The following is a 15,805-nucleotide window of genomic DNA, read 5'->3' as shown; positions in this document are numbered from 1 at the left end:
GTTCTTTTAAAATTAATTTGTAACTTGCTTCTAAGTTGCTCATAATTGTATTTATTTGATAGTTAATACAATATACTGATTTTTAATCTTTTGAGCAACTTTTTCTATAATGCACTACGGGTAGTACTAATAAATAAAGGATGGAAATTACTCCATCCTTTGTTGTTTTATAAAATCACTAAAATATCTTCTAAATCGCTTTTGTTTTTTGTAAAATCTGCAATCCATTCTTTTAATTTATCAATTTCAAACGGAAGTAAAAATTCAATAGCTTTGGTAATCTCTTTTAAAAATAAGTCTTTACTAAAACTTACTTTTTCTAAAATTTTTATGGTGTGATTTAATTGTTCTGTCATAATATGTAATTTTATATAAATATAACTAAAAGCAATTAATTTTATAAAAAATTTAGATTTTTTTAACAGCAATAACCATCTCACGTTTACCTGGTGGTCCGGCGGTTTTATGAACCGTAAAACCAATTTCTTTCAACCTGCGGTTAATTAATCCTTTACAAGCGTAGGTTACAAAAATTCCGTTAGCATTTAAAAAATCATAAGATTTCTGTAAAATTTCTTGTGACCATAACTCACTTTGATAATCAAATCCGAAAACATCAAAATAAACAATATCGAATTTATTACATGTGTTGAAATCTTCAATCTTACAGAAATGTTTCAGCAGACTAAACTGTTCGGTTACCATTTCGTTTATATCAACCGGAATTTCGTGTAATTTTTGAAGCGAAACCGGTGTTTTTACAAAATCATTGTAATTCAGTAACTTAAATTCACTTTTTGTAAGCGGATAGGCTTCTATACTTTCGTAAACAATTTTTTTATAGTTTTTAACCGCAAATTCCAAAGTAAGCAAAGCGTTTAATCCGGTGCCAAAACCATATTCTAACACATTAATGGTTTCTTTATTAATCAACGCAATACCATTTTTAATATAAACGTGTGCAGATTCCTGAACGGCTCCGTGTTTAGAATGAAAAGTTTCACCCATATCTTTAACAAATAAAGAGTGTGAGCCGTCTTCGGTAACTATAATTTCACGATTCATTTATGGAATAATCAGTTTTTTAATTCTTGGAATGGGTCCGCCACATTTTTTAGCATGACATTCTAAACATTGGTTCACCATTTTATTGAAATTGTCTTTTGCTTGAATAGGATCAGTATAAATCATTTTTTGAGCTTCGATAAATTTTATTGCCTGATCGTTAAAAAATGGATCACGATCTGAAGCTTCAGTTAAAACAGCTGTGTGTAGCTTATTAAAAGCTTCAGGGTAACTGCCTAAATCCTGATTCGTTGTAATACGTTCTTTAAGTTGGGTGTTGTAAGCATACATTTGTTCCATTAAAGCCGCCATTTCAGACATTTCGTACATTTGAAATTTAGCGTCGCCAACACTATCTTTGACAGATACAGCTTCATTTTTTACATTGTTGTCGTTTTTTTGCTGACAACTACTAGCAAAAGCTACGGTTAAAACAATTAACAGTAATTTCTTCATTATTTAGCTGCTGCAATTAAAACACCGTCTGCCATGAAACGATAGTTTTTAGATGGTTGTGTAATTTGATCGATTTCAGCTTGCGTTTTACCAGCATCTTTAGCTTCATGCTTTAACTGATCTACCGATGTTTCTTCGATAAAAGCTTTACCCGAAACAATGGCAGTATGGTTTTCTGCGCCTTCTTTTGGTACAAAAAATGCGTAATCTTTAAACTTTATAAAAGCTTCTTTTTCATTAGCTAAATTCAAAGTCATCCAACAACCTTTTTTCTTACAAGTTGTTTTAATTTCCGATATGAATTTAACATCTAAAGTATCGGTTGGTTTCATACTTTCGTATTTGACCAACATTTCTTCTTTAGTAATTGCGTTGTCTTTAGTGATACTATCACCAAAAACTTGATAACTTACTTCGGTTTCAGCCGTGTTTTCAACTTTATCTATAGCTGTCGTTTCTTTTTTATTGCAGGCAATCATTGAAGAAGCTACTGCGAAAACAAATACTATTTTTTTCATAATTCAAAATAAATTTTTACAAATATAAAAATACTATTATAAACTATTGCGTAATTAGTTTAAATCGGTTTATTTTAATTATTTAGAGAATTTTAAACAATTAAGGTGTTTTGTTATAAATTACATAATATTACCCGTTTATAACGAATTTTTTTTTCTAAATTTGTAAAGTTCAAAACAACAAAACAATTTTAAAGAGTAAAAATAAAAATGGATTTAGACATTTTAAACACCTTAAAACTAACTAAAGTAGCTACTTCAAAAATCGATACTTTTGATTTTGAAAATGTGAAGTTTGGCGATAAATTTACAGACCACATGTTAGTTTGCGAATATAAAAACGGTAGTTGGGGTACTTTGGAAATTAAACCTTATGCACCAATTACGTTAGATCCTTCTGCTAGAGTTTTTCATTACGGACAGGCAATATTTGAAGGTATGAAAACCTACAAAGAAGAAAATGATGATATTTGGATGTTTAGACCGGATCAGAATTTTGAGCGTTTTAATAAATCGGCTATTCGTTTAGCAATGCCTGCTATCGATGAAACAAGATTCATTGGCGGACTAAAAGAATTAATTAAGGTTGAAAAAGATTGGGTTCGTAAAGGTTTAGGTAATTCTTTATATATACGTCCGTTTATGATTGCTACAGAAAGTGGTGTAATTGCAAGCCCTTCTAACGAATTTTTGTTCTGTATTTTATTATCACCGGCAAAATCTTATTACGCAGGGAAAATTAAAGTTCAAATTGCCGATTATTACAGTCGTGCCGCAAATGGTGGTATTGGCGCTGCAAAAGCTGCCGGTAATTATTCAGCACAGTTTTATCCAACAAAATTGGCTCAGGAAGCTGGTTTCAATCAGGTAATCTGGACCGATTCTAACCATACACATCTGGAAGAAGCTGGTACAATGAATGTTTTCTTTAGAATTAACGATACTTTATTTACAGCGCCAACTTCTGATCGTATTTTAGATGGTGTGACACGTAAAAGCTTAATTGAATTAGGAGAATCTTTAGGTTACGATATTAAAATTGAGCCTGTAAAAGTTGAGACTATTTTAGAAGCAGCTAAAAACGGTTCTTTAAAAGAAATTTTTGGAGCAGGTACTGCTGCAGTTGTAAACCAAATTGAAGGTTTTGCTTACAAAGATAATTACTATCAGTTACCAGAAATGGCAGATGAAGATTCTTACGCATTACAGCTTAAAAATGCTTTAACAAAACTACAAAATAAATTAGCAGACGATCCTTTTAATTGGACCGTTAAAATATAATGATAAAGCTTGCGTTTGCAAGCTTTTTTTATGCACTAATTTGGTTATATTTGTATAAAAAAAGTATGTTTTCACAGGGACAGATTGTTTTTGCACTATTATTTGTAATTGTTTTTGTAATAATAATGATTATCATGTATCGCAAAGATTTAAAAATGCATAAAACTTATTATAAAGGCAGTTTATGGGTATTACTTACTTTTTTATTATTTATAGCGCTTCTTTTTGTTATTAAAATCATTTTAAAAGATTAATTTTTATGAAAATTATTAAATACATTATTATTATTGCAGCACTTGCAATGGTTTTTTTTACGGTGTATATAGCAACGGGTAAAAGTAATTATGAAATTAATGTAAGTAAAAACACAGAATTATCTAATCAAAGATTATTTAGATATGTTGATAATTTACAAAATTTTGGTGATTGGAATCCTTGGAATAATAACAATACTTTTAAACTTGATTCTATTTACAAAGGAAAAGATGCTAAGGTTACGTGGGATGGAAATGAAGCTTACATTACAAAATCAATTCCCAACGATACCGTTTTCTTAAAAATAAATGTTTCGGGTAACGATTATGATACCAAAGTGTTTTTTAATGAAAACAATGGCAAAACAACTATTCATTGGAATGTTAAAGGGAATTTATCTTTTAGTGAGAAATTCAAATTATTTTTTCAAGGTACCCCAGATAAAGTAATTGCTCCACTTTTTTTAGAAGGATTAACAAACATCGATAAAAACATTACCGAGAGTCTTAAAAATTTCAGTATTAAAAATGAGGGGATGACCCTGATACCTGAAATGTTTTATATAAAACAAACCATAGAATCAGACATTGAAAATTTGGGAGATAAAATTTTTCAGAGCATGGAACACATGAACAACTTCGCCAAAAATTTTGAATTAGAACCATACGGCTCTCCGTTTACAGTGTTTGAAAATATTAACATGTTGTCTGGAAATGTGCGTTATTCTGTATGTATGCCAATTAAAAACTTTTTTAGTACAGCTGAAGGAAGTGATATTGTTTGTGAAAAAATGCCTGCTTTTCATGGATATAAAACCATTTTAACGGGCGATTATATTCACAGTGATAAAGCTTGGACAGAAGTTAAAAAAGAAATTTTAACTAAGAACTTAACGCAACGAGCAGATATTAAACCAATAGCAATTTATAAAACTTCTATTTTAACCACTCAAAAAACAAATGAATGGGTTACAGAGTTTATAATTCCAGTAAACGAAACGGTTGTTCCAATTGTTGATACACTTATAACAGATACTTTGTCTGTATCAAGATAAATCAAACTAAAAAAGCTTCCGGATAAGGAAGCTTTTTTAGTTCAATACAATATTTTACATATTCTTTACATCAATTTCATCTGTTGGCAGTACTTCTACACGATGTTTCATTTTCTTTTGAATGATTTTAAAATGATGCATATCTTCTAGTGTAAGCAAAGTTATGGCTTGTCCGGTTTCGTTAGCTCTACCAGTTCTTCCAATCCGGTGTACATAATCTAAAGGTGATCGCGGTAATTCGTAATTAATAACCACCGGCAGCATGTCAATATGAATACCTCTTGATAATATATCGGTTGTAATTAAAACCTGTACAGCACCGCTTTTAAAATCGGTTAACGCTTGGTTACGAGCACCCTGCGTTTTTTTACTATGTAAGGTTGCTGTTTTTATGCCGTTTTTAGCAAGTTTAACGCTAAGATTATCAGCAGTTCTTGTAGATGAAACAAATATAAGCGCTTGCGATGTAACTTGCGTTTTTAATAGGTATCTTAAAAACGGACCTTTACGCTCTGGTGTAACATAATAAGCTATTTGATCTATTGGATCTGCTACTTCCAATATTTTTTCAACTTCAACTGTTTCAAAATTAACAGTTAGTGTTTGCTTAATTGTTTCTACTTTGTCATTTAATGTAGCAGAAAACAAGATATGCTGGCAATTTTTAGGAATTGTCTTTAATATTGCCTGTAATTCATCTTCAAAACCTAATTGAAACATTTTGTCTGCTTCGTCAATAATCAGTGTTTCTAATAAATCTAACGACAGTGCATTTTGTTCTAATAAATCAAGTAAACGGCCTGGTGTTGCAATTAATAGTTCGGTTCCTATCATATTCTTCATTTGGGGGTTTATAGCAACACCGCCATAAACCGCCATAGATTTTATAGGTCTTTTTAACTCAGGTGAACAAAGTTTGATAAATGATTCTATTTGTATAGCTAATTCTCTGGTAGGAACTACAATTAAAACCGGAATATTTCTTGAATTTTTATAGTTTAATTGTTGTCTGTTTTCAAGTATTGGAAGCACAAAACCTGCTGTTTTACCTGAACCTGTAGGAGCAATTCCTAATAAGTTTTTACCTTCTAAAATTACAGGTATTGCTTTTTGTTGAATAGGGAAAGGGTTTGTAATACCGTTAGAATGCAACGTTTCAACTAATTGTTTTGATATTCCTAAAGATTCAAAAGTCATAAATAAGATTAAATAAGTACACCGTTAGTACAATTTTTACAAAAGTACGTTTTTTAAAAAGATAAAATTCATAAAGATTTCCGTAGTTAATGCTTAGTCTTAATAATATCAATAAAAAAATAAAATCAATGAATTTTTATGTAATTGCTCACACTGTTTTAAGGTTGTTTGTGTATATTAATTACTCTAAGTGTATAGTAAATTCACAGATTATTTTAAATAATTTTTCATGATACTAAATAATTTAAACGGTATTAATTACTAAAGCCATTGTTTACAATATATTTAATGTAAAGACAAATCTTTTATATTTATTGTAGGCTGCTACGGATTAATTTTTGTTTAACTAAAAGTGTATCAAAAGGAATTGATGTTTAATGTATAATAAAATTGTAACTATTTATGAGACATTTAATTAAACTAGGAGCTATTGTAGCAGGCGCTACGGCTGGTGCAGCAGTTGGTGTGTTATTTACCACTGAAAAAGGGGCTAAAGTAACAGATAAAGTTTTAAATAAACTAAAATCGGGTTCAGATGTGCTAAGTTCATCAAAAGAAGATTTAAAAAATAAGTTAAAAGGATTTATTTCTTCTAAAGAGGAAAGTTTTGAAGCACGTTTAAATTCAATTTTAGATAAAACTGCTGATAAAACGGAAGATCTGATTGCGATGTTAGAGAAAAAATTATCTGAATTAAAAAATGATACCCCACAATCATCTTCAAAAGATGCGGTTCAAAATAACTCTACAACAGAATTAAAAGAAGAGTTTAACAAACAGACGCAAGAGAATGAAAATCAACAAGAAGATATTGTTCTTAAGGCAGCTCACAGCAATCCTACAAATTTATAACCTTAATTATAGTATACAAAAGCTGTCTTATAAAATTAGACAGCTTTTTTATGCAATATCACTATACAATTCTCCACGATGCGGTTTTAAAACATCGCGCAATTTTCGCATCAACTCGTCGTTCACTACAATAAAAGCAATCGAATGAAACTCATTCATTTGCTGAAAACCCGAAATTGAAATAGGTAATTGTTCAATTAAAATAAATTCTTTCAAATGAATTTCCTGATGTTCGGCTGTTTTTAAAGCATCGGGACCTCTAAAATCCCAGATTAATTTTATCTGTCGTTCCATTTTGTCAAATTTCAGTAAATTTAAAACATCCTTTTAAACAAATCTATAATTAATGTATTTTTGTACTTTCAAATTTGCTTTATAACAAAATGCCTCAAGAAATACAATTACAAGTCCTTCCGGAAATTGCAGCTACAAATCATTTGTTGGTAGATTATGTTGCCAAATTAACACACACGCCTTCAAACGAAATTCAGCATGTTACCATTTTAAAAAGATCGATCGATGCCCGACAGAAACAGGTGAAAATCAATCTTAAAGTTCAGGTTTTCTTTCAAGGAGAAGATGTACACCACAGACCGGTTTCTTTTCCTGATTATAAAAATGTGAGAAATGCACCCGTAGCAATTGTAGTTGGAGCAGGACCAGCAGGATATTTTGCAGCTTTGCAGTTGATAGAATTAGGCGTAAAACCTATTGTTGTTGAACGTGGAAAAGATGTTCGCGGTCGCCGTAGAGATTTAAAGGCAATTAATGTAGATCATATTGTAAACCCTGATTCTAATTACTGTTTTGGCGAAGGTGGAGCCGGAACCTATTCAGACGGAAAGTTATACACGCGATCAAAAAAACGAGGCGATGTAAACCGTATTTTAGAACTTTTGGTTGCTTTTGGTGCATCGCAAGATATTTTGGTTGAAGCACATCCGCATATCGGTACTAACAAACTGCCGAAAATTATGGAAGATATGCGTCATAAAATTACCGAATTTGGTGGCGAGGTTTTGTTTGATAAACGCGTAGTTGATTTTGATGTGAAAGGCAACGAAATAAAAGGCGCGGTGTTGCATACAGGCGAAACCATTGAGGCAAATCAGGTGATTTTGGCAACGGGACATTCGGCTCGAGATATTTTTGAATTGTTAGATAGAAAAAATATTTTTATAGAAGCAAAGCCTTTTGCATTGGGCGTTCGCGCAGAACATCCACAGTCTTTAATAGATAGCATTCAGTATTCATGCGATTTCCGTGGCGATTTTCTTCCGCCCGCACCATATTCCATCGTAAAACAAGTTAATGGTCGCGGTATGTACTCGTTTTGCATGTGTCCGGGTGGTGTTATTGCGCCCTGTGCTACCGATGTTGAAGAAGTTGTTACCAATGGTTGGTCGCCATCAAAACGCGATCAGGCAACAGCAAATTCCGGTATTGTAGTAGAATTAAAGTTAGAAGATTTTAAACCGTATGAAAAACACGGAGCATTGGCAGGAATGTATTTTCAGAAAGAAATAGAAAACACCGCATGGAAGGTTGCAGGTAAAACGCAGGAAGTTCCAGCGCAACGAATGGTAGATTTTTCAAACAAAAAAGTTTCCGAATCGTTACCTAAAACATCGTATGTTCCCGGAGTTGTTTCTTCAGAATTAGGTGATGTTTTTCCTAGTTTTCTTACCGGAATCATGCGTCAGGGTTTTCAGGAATTCGGTAAAAGTATGAAAGGTTATTTTACAAACGATGCTATTTTGCATGCACCGGAAAGTAGAACTTCATCGCCGGTTCGTATCCCAAGAAACGACGATACGTTGGAACATCTTCAAATTAAAGGCTTGTATCCTTGTGGCGAAGGTGCAGGTTATGCAGGCGGAATTATTTCTGCAGCAATTGACGGAGAAAAATGTGCCATTAAATGTGCCGAACAGATTTTTGGTTATAGAAATTAAAGAAATAAAGTAAATGTTTTAAGATGATTGATTTTAACTTGAAACATTAAACCTTAAACAAAAAAATAATGGAATTAAAATTAACGCGCCCAATTTGTTTTTTCGATTTAGAAACAACGGGAATAGATGTAGCAAGAGATAGAATTGTAGAAATATCGATATTAAAAATTTTTCCAAACGGAAACAAAGAAAGTAAAACATGGCTGGTAAACCCAACGGTTTCAATTCCTGCGCATGCCACGGCTGTTCACGGAATTACCAATGAAAAAGTAGCTAACGAGCCAACTTTTAAAGAACTGGCAGGTCAGGTTTACAACATGATTAAAGATGCCGATTTGGCTGGATACAATTCAGACCGATTTGATATTCCTTTATTGGCAGAAGAATTATTACGTGCTGAAGTTGATTTTGATATGAAAAATCGAGTTTCTGTTGATGTGCAAACAATCTTCCATAAAAAAGAAGAGCGTACGTTAAGTGCAGCGTTAAAGTTTTATTGCAATCAGTCGTTAGAAAATGCGCATTCTGCAGCTGCCGATACCGAAGCTACTTACGAAATTTTAAAGGCGCAGTTAGATCGTTACGAAGATCTAGAAAACGATATGAAAGCACTTTCAGTATTTACTACTCGAAAAAAATCTGTTGATTTTGCTGGATTTATCGCTTTGAATGATGATGGAGAAGAAATTTTTACATTCGGTAAACATAAAGGTGCTTTGGTAAACGATGTTTTAGATCGCGAACCAGGTTATTTTGGTTGGATTCAAAATGCCGATTTTCCTTTGTATACTAAAAAAGTGCTCACAGGAATTAAGTTGCGAAAACTAACCAATAAGTTTTAATACATAAGTTGTATCTTTATGAATAAAAGCAGATAATTATGAGTACTATTGAATTAAAAAAAGAACTGAAAAATTATATAGATGACGGTGATGACAAATTCATAAAAATATTTTATGAAATGGCAAAAGCGTACATGCTGCAAAGAGATAAAGATAAAATGATTGCAGAAGGGGAGAAGGATATTAAAAACGGACAGACTTTTACTTTAGAAGAAGCTAAAGAAATAATGAAAAAATGGAATCCGTAATAAGAGTAGAATTAACATCTCGATCAATAAAAGATTTGCAAAGTATCAGAATGTTTAATGATAATCTTTATAGTGTTTCTAAATCAAGAGAAATTATCGATGATATTTTTAAAGAGTTAGAGATTCTAGAAAATTCAACTGTTGATTTTACTGAAATAGGTTCTGTAGATGAAGAATTTACACACTTAAAGTATGAATACAGAAAGCTTGTAACAAGTCACTATAAAATTACTTATCGAAAAGGTAGAAAAGCAATTTATGTAATTAGAATTTTTGACACAAGACAAAATCCATCAAAAAATAAATAATAAATTTCAAATAAGTAAATGAAAATTATTTGCGTAGGCAGAAATTATATTGATCATATCAATGAACTTTCTAACCAAAAACCAACAGAACCAGTACTTTTTATGAAGCCAGATACATCGGTTTTGTTGAAAACGTTTCCGTTTGTAATTCCCGATTTTTCAAACGATGTACATCATGAAGTAGAAGTTTTGGTGAAAATTTGTAAGGTTGGTAAAAGTATCAGTCCAAAATTTGCACATAAATATTACAATCAAATTGGTTTAGGAGTCGATTTTACTGCACGTGACGTTCAATCTAAGCTAAAAGAAAAAGGCTTGCCTTGGGAAATTGCCAAAGGATTCGATGGCGCAACGGTTATAGGTGAATTTGTTGATAAAGAACAGTTTGAAAATCTTCAGAATATATCTTTTCAATTAATGAAAAACGATGAGGTTGTTCAAAACGGAAACACGCAAGATATGTTGTGGCAAATTGATGAATTAATTTCGTACATCTCACAGTTTTTTACATTGAAAATAGGCGATATTATTTTTACGGGAACACCAAGCGGCGTATCAAAAGTGAACAGTGGCGATGTGTTGGAAGGTTTCTTAGAAGATAAAAAAATGTTTGGCTTTAAAGTTTTGTAATGAAAGCGGTAATTGTAACAATAGGCGATGAGCTGTTAATTGGACAGGTGATCGATACTAACAGTGTTTTTATAGGTCAGGAATTAGAAGCGATCGGTTGTACCGTTGTAGAAAAAGTAGCAATTTCTGATACAATTGAAGCCATTACCAATACAATAAAACGGTATCAAAATCAGGTTGATCTGGTTATTCTTACTGGCGGATTGGGTCCAACAAAAGATGATGTTACCAAAAAAACGCTGGCGCATTATTTTAACGACGAACTGATATTTAATGATGAGGTTTTTCTGCATGTTAAAAAGTTAATCGAAGGTTATTACAACCGACCAATTACCGAAATGAACAGACAGCAGGCGTATGTTCCGTCTAAATGCACCGTTTTGTTTAATGCAGTTGGTACAGCTCCGGGAATGTTAATGGTAAAAGAACAAACAACTTTTGTTTCGTTACCGGGTGTGCCTTACGAAATGAAATATTTAGTTGCCGAAAAATTGCTACCTTATATAAAAGAGCAGTTTAAGTTAGAAGCAATCGTTCATAAAACCGTTTTAACTGTCGGAATTGGCGAAAGTTTACTGGCAGAAAAAATAGAGCAGTGGGAAGATAGTTTACGGCTTTTAAACATTCATTTGGCTTATTTACCTCAATTTGGATTGGTGCGTTTGCGATTAAGCAAAACTGGAAGTTCTGTTGATGAAATTGAAGCTGAGATCATCGGTAAGATTGCAGAATTACAATTGATGATTCCTGAATTTTTTATAGGAATAACAAATGCCGATTCGTTGTTTAATGAAGTTGTTCTTCTGTTGAAACAAAGCGACTTAACAATTGCAATTGCCGAAAGTTGTACAGGTGGAAGCATCGCTCAAAAATTAACATCGTTAGAAGGTTCTTCCGGATATTTTAAAGGAAGTGCCGTAACCTATGCAACCGAATCTAAAGTAAATATTTTAGGTGTTCAACAGCAAACTATTGATACATTTAGTGTAGTAAGCGAAGAGGTTGCACGCGAAATGGCTGTTGGTGCAAAAAGAATTTATCAGGCAGATTTAGCGATCTCAACAACTGGAAATGCAGGTCCGTTAAAAGGCGATGGCGATGCAGAAGTGGGAACCGTTTGTATGGCATTTGCTTATAATGATCAGGTAGATTCGTTTACTTTTAATTTTGGACAGCCAAGAAATAAGGTAATACAAGCAGCGGTAGAAAAAGTATGGTTAATTCTGTATAAATATTTAAAAAATAAACAATAACATTTGTTTTAATAAAATTTAAGTTGTTATTTTGCACACTGATTTTAAAAGTAAGAAATAATGTCAAGAGTTTGTCAAATTACAGGAAAGCGCGCGATGGTTGGAAACAACGTATCACACGCTATGAACAAAACTAAGAGAAAATTTTCTGTTAACTTAGTTAAGAAACGTTTCTACATAGTTGAAGAAGACAGATGGGTAACTTTAAAAGTATCTACATCTGCATTAAAAACAATTAACAAAAAAGGTATTGCAGCAGTTTTAAAAGAAGCTAAAGCAAACGGATTATTAAAGTAATTCAGTTCACCATTAAAATTTTATCAAGATGGCAAAGAAAGCAAAAGGAAATAGAATTCAAGTAATTTTAGAATGTACTGAGCATAAAGCAACTGGATTACCAGGTACTTCACGTTACATTACTACAAAAAACAAGAAAAATACTCCAGATAGAATGGAAATCAAAAAATTCAATCCTATCTTAAAGAAAGTAACAGTTCATAAAGAAATTAAATAATTTAGTTAGTCATGGCAAAGAAAACCGTAGCAACATTACAAGGAGGTTCAAAGAAATTAACCAAAGCTATTAAAATGGTTAAGTCTCCAAAAACAGGCGCTTACACATTCGTTGAGTCAGTTATGGCTCCTGAATTAGTTGATGAATTTTTAAAACAAAAATAATCATTCAACAAAAAAGCATTAAAGCTATCTAATTATTAGGTAGCTTTTTTTATTTTAGAGGGAATGATATTTATCAGAAATTCTAAGATTAATATCAGTATATTTGTTACTTAAAAATTGTAGAATATGAGTTTTTTTAAGCGTTTATTTTCATCAGAAAAGAAAGAAACACTTGATAAAGGGCTTGAAAAGTCAAAAGAATCTTTTTTTGATAAACTGTCAAAAGCCGTTGCGGGAAAATCAAAAGTAGACGACGATGTTTTAGATAATCTGGAAGATATCTTAATCACCTCAGACGTAGGTGTAAATACCACGTTGAAGATTATCGACCGTATTGAAAAACGTGTAGCTGAAGATAAATATTTGGGAACCGATGAACTGAACAAAATTTTGCGCGAAGAAATTTCAGGATTACTTTCTGAAACAAAATCGGGCGAAGCTACAGAATTCGATGTTCCTAAAGACAAAAAACCATACGTAATTATGGTTGTCGGTGTAAATGGTGTTGGTAAAACAACAACTATTGGTAAATTGGCGTATCAGTTTAAAAAAGCCGGTCATAACGTGGTTTTAGGTGCGGCAGATACGTTTCGTGCAGCCGCTATAGATCAATTGCAGATTTGGGCAGATCGTGTTCAGGTGCCAATCGTGAAACAGCAAATGGGATCCGATCCTGCTTCGGTTGCTTTTGATACATTAGAATCTGCAGTTGCACAAAATGCCGATGTGGTTATTATTGATACTGCCGGTCGTTTGCACAACAAAGTAAATTTAATGAACGAGCTAACCAAGGTAAAACGTGTAATGCAAAAGGTTATTGGCGATGCACCGCATGATGTGATGTTGGTTTTAGATGGATCTACCGGTCAAAATGCTTTTGAACAGGCTAAACAATTTACCGCAGCAACAGAAGTTTCATCATTGGCTGTAACAAAGTTAGATGGCACAGCAAAAGGTGGTGTGGTAATTGGTATTTCAGATCAATTTCAAATTCCGGTTAAATACATTGGAGTAGGTGAAGGGATCGAAGATTTACAGGTTTTTAATAAATACGAATTCGTAGATTCATTCTTTAAATAATGAAAAATATTTTAGGCTTATTTGCTTTTAGTGCGCTATTGGTTTCATGTTCAAAACCAATTTCTGCTGAAGAATTAAAAAATTTAAACGGTTATTGGGAAATTAGCGAAGTTAAAACCGCAGATGGTGATAACAAAGAATTTCAATCGAACAATAATGTTGATTTTTTTGAATTGAAAGATTTAAAAGGAACACGTTCTAAAGTGGTGCCACAGTTCAATGGAAAAAACCAAACAAACGGTATAAAAGAACATTTTACGGTAGTTGATTCTGCCAATGCAACGTATTTAAAATACGCTACAGATTACGCAAAATGGACAGAAAAAGTTGATAAACTATCAAAAGACGAATTGGTAATTATTAACGATAACGATATAAAATACACCTATAAACGATTTACACCCATTGTAGTAAATGAATAATAAAAAGTTTAATCCTTACAAACGCTTGCGCGAAGAATCATCGATACAAGATGTTTTGGGGAAAATGATTGCTGGATACAATTTAGAAAAAGGTATAGATAAACTCAATGTTCGCGAAGCCTGGATAAAACTTCTTGGACCAGGAATTGCAACATATACCCAACAAGTAGAATTAAGAAAAGATACACTTTTTGTTTCATTATCATCAAACGTATTACGCGAAGAATTAAGTTATGGTTTGGATAAAATCATTTCCATGATAAATGAAGATTTAGGCAAAGAAATCATTAAGAAAATAATTTTAAGATAAACTCATAAATTTCTATGAGTTTTTTTTTATTTATATTTCATTTTATTTTGTATATTCGATTAAAATACAAAAGATTATGAAAAGAAAAATACTTTTAGCAGCAGTTTTATTTACTTCGGTAACCGCTTTTGCTCAAACATTTCAGAACAGAACAACATTTTGGGCACAGCCAAGTAAAACACAAAATGTAAAAAAAGTAGTCAATAAAACTACTTCAGCAAATCAAACGAATAATCAGGCATTAACAGCTACAATTGGTGAAGGTGCGTCTAATTTTTATTTGGTTTTCAAGTCAGAAGATGCTGTAGAGAAAGACTTGCTAAGCTTTACATTTACTTGTGCGCAACATACAGTAACAACGCACAATATTAATTATCACGATGCCGCATTGGTGGAACAAAAACGTAAAACCGGTGCTATAGTGAAATATGGTTTTGAATATCCGCACGCAAATGGCGATAAAAATTACGTTGCCGTTGCCGATGCTCCAAATGATTTAACCAATGTGTACGAAGTAATCTACGTAAATGATAAATTTACAGAATTAGATCATCAACAAATTCAAACATATTTATCAGTAAAATACGGAATTTCGTTAATCAATCATGCAAATTATGTAGATGCAAACGGAAAACAAATTTGGAATAACAACTTAAACGCACAGTATAATAGCAATATTACTGGGGTAGGTAGAAGCGATTATTTTGGTTTAAACAAAACCGAAACTATTAATTCTGTAGATAAGCGTGTTGAAATTAAAACAAACGATTTTAACAACAACGAATATTTGTTTTTAGGATCTAACAATGAAAATACAAGATTTGTGCAATCTAATGATTACGAAGTTTTAGATTCATCATGGATGGTTCAAACAAACAACAAATCTAATTTAACAACTTTAAAAATTAATTTAGGTTCTACATTAAAATCAACCGGAACGTACGAACTTTTAATCAATCAAACAGCAACTTCATTTACAAATGATCATGTAATAAAAGTTCTTGGTAAAGTAGAAGGAAATCAGTTAGTTTTTGAAAACGTTTTATTTGATGCTGATGGAAATGGTTATGATACTTTTTCTGTTGGATACACAACAAAAGCAAAAGAAAATTCAAAACCAGAAGTTGTAATAAATTCTAAAGTCAATGCGTATCCAAACCCAGCAAACCTAAACGAAACAGTGAATGTGGCGTATACCTTTGATAAACCTACAAATTTAAACATCCATGTATTTACGTTAGAAGGTAGATTAATAGAAAAGCAAGAAGTTAACAACACAAACAGTTATATGTTTAATACAAAATTTGCTACAACAGGTGTATATTTAATAGTTTCAACTTATGGTGGCGAAGTTAACACAAGTCGTATTATAGTAAAATAACATAAAATTTCATAAAGCTA

23 protein-coding genes are annotated in these 15,805 nt (G+C 32.1%); 17 read left to right on the top strand and 6 right to left on the bottom strand.

Annotation, left to right across the window (positions count from 1 at the left end):
- Window positions 1-167 precede the first annotated feature (167 nt).
- From EG242_RS05080 to EG242_RS05065, 4 genes are read right to left on the bottom strand one after another with little or no spacing between them, the layout of a single operon-like run.
- Window positions 168-356 (bottom strand): hypothetical protein, encoded by a 189-nt coding sequence (locus tag EG242_RS05080; protein WP_124898820.1) that lies wholly within the window; start codon window positions 354-356, stop codon window positions 168-170.
- A 52-nt stretch (window positions 357-408) separates the two neighbouring features.
- A complete protein-coding gene (gene mnmD, locus EG242_RS05075; protein WP_124898819.1) occupies window positions 409-1,065 on the bottom strand; it encodes a tRNA (5-methylaminomethyl-2-thiouridine)(34)-methyltransferase MnmD in 657 nt (218 codons plus the stop codon).
- A complete protein-coding gene (locus tag EG242_RS05070; protein ID WP_124898818.1) occupies window positions 1,066-1,521 on the bottom strand; it encodes a hypothetical protein in 456 nt (151 codons plus the stop codon). It lies immediately after the preceding gene.
- A complete protein-coding gene (locus tag EG242_RS05065; protein WP_124898817.1) occupies window positions 1,521-2,039 on the bottom strand; it encodes a DUF4920 domain-containing protein in 519 nt (172 codons plus the stop codon). Before EG242_RS05065 ends, EG242_RS05070 begins: the two co-directional genes overlap by 1 nt.
- Window positions 2,040-2,249: 210 nt before the next feature.
- Between EG242_RS05065 and EG242_RS05060 the strand changes: the two genes are divergently transcribed.
- The 3 genes from EG242_RS05060 to EG242_RS05050 all read left to right on the top strand — a co-directional run bounded on the left by EG242_RS05060 (window position 2,250) and on the right by EG242_RS05050 (window position 4,629).
- Window positions 2,250-3,320, top strand: a complete 1,071-nt coding sequence (locus EG242_RS05060) for a branched-chain amino acid aminotransferase (protein WP_124898816.1) — start codon at window positions 2,250-2,252, stop codon at window positions 3,318-3,320.
- Window positions 3,321-3,385: 65 nt separating this feature from the next.
- Complete coding sequence (locus tag EG242_RS15030) at window positions 3,386-3,574, top strand: hypothetical protein (protein ID WP_124898815.1); 189 nt, start codon at window positions 3,386-3,388, stop codon at window positions 3,572-3,574.
- Between the two features lie 5 nt (window positions 3,575-3,579).
- Window positions 3,580-4,629: a hypothetical protein gene (locus EG242_RS05050; protein ID WP_124898814.1), complete on the top strand. Its 1,050-nt coding sequence runs from the start codon at window positions 3,580-3,582 to the stop codon at window positions 4,627-4,629.
- A gap of 54 nt (window positions 4,630-4,683) precedes the next feature.
- Here the strand turns inward: EG242_RS05050 and EG242_RS05045 are convergent, their stop codons facing one another.
- Window positions 4,684-5,826, bottom strand: a complete 1,143-nt coding sequence (locus tag EG242_RS05045; RefSeq protein ID WP_124898813.1) for a DEAD/DEAH box helicase — start codon at window positions 5,824-5,826, stop codon at window positions 4,684-4,686.
- A 402-nt stretch (window positions 5,827-6,228) separates the two neighbouring features.
- On the opposite strand from EG242_RS05045, the gene EG242_RS05040 reads away from it, so the two are divergent.
- Entirely contained in the window at window positions 6,229-6,678 is a 450-nt protein-coding gene (locus EG242_RS05040; protein WP_124898812.1) for a hypothetical protein, read from the top strand.
- A 48-nt stretch (window positions 6,679-6,726) separates the two neighbouring features.
- Here EG242_RS05040 and EG242_RS05035 read toward each other — a convergent pair whose 3' ends face one another.
- Window positions 6,727-6,972, bottom strand: coding sequence for a hypothetical protein (locus tag EG242_RS05035; protein ID WP_124898811.1), 246 nt, complete (start codon window positions 6,970-6,972; stop codon window positions 6,727-6,729).
- An 89-nt stretch (window positions 6,973-7,061) separates the two neighbouring features.
- On the opposite strand from EG242_RS05035, the gene EG242_RS05030 reads away from it, so the two are divergent.
- The 13 genes from EG242_RS05030 (at window position 7,062) to EG242_RS04970 (ending at window position 15,785) form a co-directional block, all read left to right on the top strand.
- A complete protein-coding gene (locus tag EG242_RS05030) occupies window positions 7,062-8,633 on the top strand; it encodes an NAD(P)/FAD-dependent oxidoreductase (protein ID WP_124898810.1) in 1,572 nt (523 codons plus the stop codon).
- Between the two features lie 68 nt (window positions 8,634-8,701).
- Complete coding sequence (locus tag EG242_RS05025; protein ID WP_124898809.1) at window positions 8,702-9,475, top strand: 3'-5' exonuclease; 774 nt, start codon at window positions 8,702-8,704, stop codon at window positions 9,473-9,475.
- Window positions 9,476-9,513: 38 nt separating this feature from the next.
- Complete coding sequence (locus EG242_RS05020; RefSeq protein WP_124898808.1) at window positions 9,514-9,723, top strand: hypothetical protein; 210 nt, start codon at window positions 9,514-9,516, stop codon at window positions 9,721-9,723.
- Complete coding sequence (locus EG242_RS05015; protein WP_124898807.1) at window positions 9,711-10,031, top strand: type II toxin-antitoxin system RelE/ParE family toxin; 321 nt, start codon at window positions 9,711-9,713, stop codon at window positions 10,029-10,031. The genes EG242_RS05020 and EG242_RS05015 overlap by 13 nt, the downstream gene beginning before the upstream one ends.
- A gap of 18 nt (window positions 10,032-10,049) precedes the next feature.
- Window positions 10,050-10,661: a fumarylacetoacetate hydrolase family protein gene (locus tag EG242_RS05010; RefSeq protein WP_124898806.1), complete on the top strand. Its 612-nt coding sequence runs from the start codon at window positions 10,050-10,052 to the stop codon at window positions 10,659-10,661.
- Window positions 10,661-11,914, top strand: a complete 1,254-nt coding sequence (locus EG242_RS05005) for a CinA family nicotinamide mononucleotide deamidase-related protein (protein WP_124898805.1) — start codon at window positions 10,661-10,663, stop codon at window positions 11,912-11,914. The genes EG242_RS05010 and EG242_RS05005 overlap by 1 nt, the downstream gene beginning before the upstream one ends.
- Before the next feature lie 60 nt (window positions 11,915-11,974).
- Window positions 11,975-12,211 (top strand): 50S ribosomal protein L28, encoded by a 237-nt coding sequence (gene rpmB, locus EG242_RS05000; RefSeq protein ID WP_124898804.1) that lies wholly within the window; start codon window positions 11,975-11,977, stop codon window positions 12,209-12,211.
- 28 nt (window positions 12,212-12,239) lie between these two features.
- Window positions 12,240-12,428: a 50S ribosomal protein L33 gene (rpmG, locus tag EG242_RS04995; RefSeq protein ID WP_091521250.1), complete on the top strand. Its 189-nt coding sequence runs from the start codon at window positions 12,240-12,242 to the stop codon at window positions 12,426-12,428.
- Window positions 12,429-12,439: 11 nt separating this feature from the next.
- On the top strand, window positions 12,440-12,592 hold the full coding sequence (locus tag EG242_RS04990) for a DUF4295 domain-containing protein (RefSeq protein ID WP_124898803.1): 153 nt from the start codon (window positions 12,440-12,442) through the stop codon (window positions 12,590-12,592).
- 126 nt (window positions 12,593-12,718) lie between these two features.
- Entirely contained in the window at window positions 12,719-13,672 is a 954-nt protein-coding gene (ftsY, locus tag EG242_RS04985; protein ID WP_124898802.1) for a signal recognition particle-docking protein FtsY, read from the top strand.
- Complete coding sequence (locus EG242_RS04980) at window positions 13,672-14,094, top strand: hypothetical protein (protein WP_124898801.1); 423 nt, start codon at window positions 13,672-13,674, stop codon at window positions 14,092-14,094. The genes ftsY and EG242_RS04980 overlap by 1 nt, the downstream gene beginning before the upstream one ends.
- On the top strand, window positions 14,087-14,404 hold the full coding sequence (locus EG242_RS04975) for a DUF721 domain-containing protein (RefSeq protein ID WP_124898800.1): 318 nt from the start codon (window positions 14,087-14,089) through the stop codon (window positions 14,402-14,404). Before EG242_RS04980 ends, EG242_RS04975 begins: the two co-directional genes overlap by 8 nt.
- Window positions 14,405-14,480: 76 nt before the next feature.
- Window positions 14,481-15,785 (top strand): T9SS type A sorting domain-containing protein, encoded by a 1,305-nt coding sequence (locus EG242_RS04970; RefSeq protein WP_124898799.1) that lies wholly within the window; start codon window positions 14,481-14,483, stop codon window positions 15,783-15,785.
- Window positions 15,786-15,805 lie beyond the last annotated feature (20 nt).

The organism is Paenimyroides viscosum (assembly GCF_003858535.1).
In the GTDB taxonomy this organism is placed as follows: Bacteria; Bacteroidota; Bacteroidia; order Flavobacteriales; family Flavobacteriaceae; genus Flavobacterium; species Flavobacterium viscosum.
Note: the sequence above shows the minus strand (reverse complement) of the source record. Positions and strands in the feature narration are given on the sequence as shown.

What these genes read in the sequence shown, in the direction of transcription:
- EG242_RS05070 (WP_124898818.1), bottom strand. Translation starts at nt 1,521, where the DNA reads ATGAAGAAATTACTGTTAATTGTTTTAACCGTAGCTTTTGCTAGTAGT.
- mnmD (WP_124898819.1), bottom strand. Translation starts at nt 1,065, where the DNA reads ATGAATCGTGAAATTATAGTTACCGAAGACGGCTCACACTCTTTATTT.
- EG242_RS05065 (WP_124898817.1), bottom strand. Translation starts at nt 2,039, where the DNA reads ATGAAAAAAATAGTATTTGTTTTCGCAGTAGCTTCTTCAATGATTGCC.
- EG242_RS05035 (WP_124898811.1), bottom strand. Translation starts at nt 6,972, where the DNA reads ATGGAACGACAGATAAAATTAATCTGGGATTTTAGAGGTCCCGATGCT.
- EG242_RS05080 (WP_124898820.1), bottom strand. Translation starts at nt 356, where the DNA reads ATGACAGAACAATTAAATCACACCATAAAAATTTTAGAAAAAGTAAGT.
- EG242_RS05030 (WP_124898810.1), top strand. Translation starts at nt 7,062, where the DNA reads ATGCCTCAAGAAATACAATTACAAGTCCTTCCGGAAATTGCAGCTACA.
- EG242_RS04980 (WP_124898801.1), top strand. Translation starts at nt 13,672, where the DNA reads ATGAAAAATATTTTAGGCTTATTTGCTTTTAGTGCGCTATTGGTTTCA.
- ftsY (WP_124898802.1), top strand. Translation starts at nt 12,719, where the DNA reads ATGAGTTTTTTTAAGCGTTTATTTTCATCAGAAAAGAAAGAAACACTT.
- EG242_RS05040 (WP_124898812.1), top strand. Translation starts at nt 6,229, where the DNA reads ATGAGACATTTAATTAAACTAGGAGCTATTGTAGCAGGCGCTACGGCT.
- EG242_RS05020 (WP_124898808.1), top strand. Translation starts at nt 9,514, where the DNA reads ATGAGTACTATTGAATTAAAAAAAGAACTGAAAAATTATATAGATGAC.
- EG242_RS05010 (WP_124898806.1), top strand. Translation starts at nt 10,050, where the DNA reads ATGAAAATTATTTGCGTAGGCAGAAATTATATTGATCATATCAATGAA.
- EG242_RS05060 (WP_124898816.1), top strand. Translation starts at nt 2,250, where the DNA reads ATGGATTTAGACATTTTAAACACCTTAAAACTAACTAAAGTAGCTACT.
- EG242_RS04975 (WP_124898800.1), top strand. Translation starts at nt 14,087, where the DNA reads ATGAATAATAAAAAGTTTAATCCTTACAAACGCTTGCGCGAAGAATCA.
- EG242_RS05015 (WP_124898807.1), top strand. Translation starts at nt 9,711, where the DNA reads ATGGAATCCGTAATAAGAGTAGAATTAACATCTCGATCAATAAAAGAT.
- EG242_RS05025 (WP_124898809.1), top strand. Translation starts at nt 8,702, where the DNA reads ATGGAATTAAAATTAACGCGCCCAATTTGTTTTTTCGATTTAGAAACA.
- rpmB (WP_124898804.1), top strand. Translation starts at nt 11,975, where the DNA reads ATGTCAAGAGTTTGTCAAATTACAGGAAAGCGCGCGATGGTTGGAAAC.
- EG242_RS05005 (WP_124898805.1), top strand. Translation starts at nt 10,661, where the DNA reads ATGAAAGCGGTAATTGTAACAATAGGCGATGAGCTGTTAATTGGACAG.
- EG242_RS05045 (WP_124898813.1), bottom strand. Translation starts at nt 5,826, where the DNA reads ATGACTTTTGAATCTTTAGGAATATCAAAACAATTAGTTGAAACGTTG.
- EG242_RS05050 (WP_124898814.1), top strand. Translation starts at nt 3,580, where the DNA reads ATGAAAATTATTAAATACATTATTATTATTGCAGCACTTGCAATGGTT.
- EG242_RS04990 (WP_124898803.1), top strand. Translation starts at nt 12,440, where the DNA reads ATGGCAAAGAAAACCGTAGCAACATTACAAGGAGGTTCAAAGAAATTA.
- EG242_RS15030 (WP_124898815.1), top strand. Translation starts at nt 3,386, where the DNA reads ATGTTTTCACAGGGACAGATTGTTTTTGCACTATTATTTGTAATTGTT.
- rpmG (WP_091521250.1), top strand. Translation starts at nt 12,240, where the DNA reads ATGGCAAAGAAAGCAAAAGGAAATAGAATTCAAGTAATTTTAGAATGT.
- EG242_RS04970 (WP_124898799.1), top strand. Translation starts at nt 14,481, where the DNA reads ATGAAAAGAAAAATACTTTTAGCAGCAGTTTTATTTACTTCGGTAACC.